Origin of the sequence: Weissella sp. DD23 (genome assembly GCF_001579105.1) — a bacterium.
Taxonomy (GTDB): domain Bacteria; phylum Bacillota; class Bacilli; order Lactobacillales; family Lactobacillaceae; genus Weissella; species Weissella cibaria.
The window spans coordinates 15,993-18,678 of sequence record NZ_KQ970390.1; the positions used below are offsets into that span (position 1 = coordinate 15,993).

Sequence of the window (2,686 nt, forward strand, 5' to 3'; positions counted from 1 at the left end):
CTGCCGTTGCCGTTGCAGCTGGTCAAGTGCCATTTGCATTGGGAACTGACACGGGTGGTTCAATCCGTCAACCAGCGGCCTTTAACGGTATCGTTGGTATGAAGCCAACTTACGGTCGTGTATCACGTTGGGGTGTTATCGCCTTTGCGTCATCATTGGACCAAGTAGGGGTCTTCACCCGCACGGTTAAGGACAACGCTCGCGTTTTGTCAGCGATGGCTGGACAAGATGAGAAGGATCAAACATCATCAGATATTGCGGTGCCTGATTTCACAGCGAACTTGACGGGTGATATCAAGGGCTTGAAGATTGCGGTGCCAACGGAATACTTTGGAGCTGGTATCAATGCCGATGTTAAGGCCACAATCAAGGCTGGTATTGCTAAGTTGCAAGAGCTCGGCGCAGAAGTCGAAGAAGTGTCATTGCCACACACCAAGTACGGCGTGGCAGCTTACTACATTTTGGGTTCAGCTGAAGCATCGTCAAACTTGCAACGTTTCGATGGTATTCGCTACGGCTTCCGTCCAGAAGGTGTGAAGAACTTGGATGACTTGTATGTCCAAACGCGTTCACAAGGTTTCGGTGACGAAGTGAAGCGCCGTATCATGTTGGGAACGTATTCATTGTCAGCCGGTACTTACGATGCCTTCTTTAAGAAGGCTGCGCAAGTGCGTACGTTGATGAACGAAGACTTCCAAAATGTGTTTGCGAAGTACGATTTGATTATCGCACCAACGACGCCAAATGTTGCTTACAACTTTGGTGCCAATGAGGATGATCCTGAAGTCACTTACATGAATGACGTTTTGACAATTCCAGTTAACATGGCTGGTTTGCCAGGAATGTCAGTACCAGCTGGTTTTGTTAACGGTTTGCCAGTTGGCATGCAATTTATTGCAAACCGCTTCCAAGAAGAGACAATTTACCGTGCTGCCTACGCTTATGAGCAAGCAACACGTTTGTTCGAACAAGTACCGGGGGGTAACAAGTAATGGCTGTGCCGAATTTTGAAACGACGATTGGTCTTGAAGTCCACGTTGAGTTGAAGACAAACTCAAAGGCAATGTCACCATCACCTGTACAATATGGTGCTGAGCCTAACGCAAATACAAATGTCATTGATTGGGGTTACCCTGGTGTTTTGCCACAAGCAAATAAGGGTGCGTTGGAATACGGTATGATGGCCGCTTTGGCTTTGAATGCTGAGGTTACACGTGATTTGCACTGGGACCGTAAGAATTACTTCTACCCAGATAACCCTAAGGCATACCAAATCACACAACAACAAGAACCAATCGGCCGTAATGGTTGGTTGGAGATCGAGTTTGAGGGTGAGAAGAAGCGTGTGGGTATCACGGAACTGCACGTTGAAGAAGATGCTGGTAAGAACACCCACGGGACGGATGGCTACTCATATGTTGACTTGAACCGTCAAGGAACACCATTGATTGAAATCGTTGGAGCCCCTGATATTTCATCACCAGACGAGGCCTACGCCTACCTTGAAGCTTTGCGTCAAGCCATCCAATTTACGGGTATCTCAGACGTTAAGATGCAAGAAGGGTCAATGCGTGTCGACGCCAACATCTCAATTCGCCCAGTCGGTTCTAAGGAATACGGTACAAAGGTCGAGTTGAAGAACTTGAACTCATTCAACTATGTGCGTAAGGCATTGGCGTTCGAAGAAGATCGTCACGCTAAGATTTACATGGCTGGTGGCACAATCAAGCAACAAACACGTCGCTTTGATGAAGCAACTGGTGAGACAATCTTGATGCGTGAGAAGGAAACGGCTGATGATTATCGTTACTTCCCAGAACCTGATTTGACACCAGTCCATGTGACTGACGAATGGATTGCAGAAGTCCGTGCGAAGTTGCCAGAATCAGCAACTGAACGTAAGGCGCGCTATGTTGATGAACTTGGTTTGGAAGTCTATGACTCAGAAGTTTTGACGCAAACATTGGCGATGGCAAACTTCTTCGACGCAACCGTTGCAGAAGGTGCCGATCCAAAGCGTTCAGCTAACTACTTGATGGGTGATGTCAACGCGTACTTGAACGAGAAGCAAGTTGATTTGGAAGAGACTGCTTTGACACCAGCACACTTGGCCGGCATGATTAAGTTGATTGATGACGGTACGATTTCAACGAAGATGGCTAAGAAGGTCTTTGCAGCGATTACGCAAGGTGAAGACCCTGTCGAATACGTTGAGGCCAATGGCTTGAAGCAATTGTCTGATCCAGCTGTTTTGACGCCAATTATTGACGGTATTTTGGATGACAATGAGCAATCAATCATTGACTTCCACAATGGTAAGGACCGTGCGGTTGGCTTCTTGGTTGGTAAGATCATGAAGGAAACTAAGGGTAATGCAAATCCAAATGTTGTTAACGAATTGTTGATGGCTGGTTTGCAAGCTCGTAAGCCCGAATAAGAAGCGCAAGCAACACTCTGTTGTAAAGCTAACTTTAGGCTCGGTGTAGGAAACTCTATACCGGGCAGTACATATAATTATTTCTAAGAGGAGAAACACAGCTATGAAGCGTGCACGTATCATTTATAACCCAACCTCTGGGCGTGAGGCGATTCGTCGTGATTTGGTTGATATTTTAAATGTTTATGAACAAGCTGGTTATGAAACCAGTGCGTTTGCTACAACGCCTGAGCCTAATTCAGCGTTAAA

3 protein-coding genes are annotated in these 2,686 nt (G+C 46.5%); all 3 read left to right on the forward strand.

Going from position 1 to position 2,686, the window contains the following annotated elements:
* Positions 1-992 (forward strand): amidase family protein (locus WEIDD23_RS00075; RefSeq protein ID WP_242865339.1); only part of this gene is annotated, 992 nt, incomplete at its 5' end.
* Complete coding sequence (gene gatB / locus WEIDD23_RS00080) at positions 992-2,437, forward strand: Asp-tRNA(Asn)/Glu-tRNA(Gln) amidotransferase subunit GatB (RefSeq protein ID WP_010370382.1); 1,446 nt, start codon at positions 992-994, stop codon at positions 2,435-2,437. The genes WEIDD23_RS00075 and gatB, both read left to right, overlap by 1 nt.
* A 103-nt stretch (positions 2,438-2,540) precedes the next feature.
* Positions 2,541-2,686: diacylglycerol kinase family protein (locus WEIDD23_RS14090; RefSeq protein WP_347474441.1), on the forward strand; the 146-nt coding region annotated here is incomplete at its 3' end.

Coding starts and splice junctions, on each gene's coding strand:
- gatB (WP_010370382.1), top strand. CDS start 992: ATGGCTGTGCCGAATTTTGAAACGACGATTGGTCTTGAAGTCCACGTT.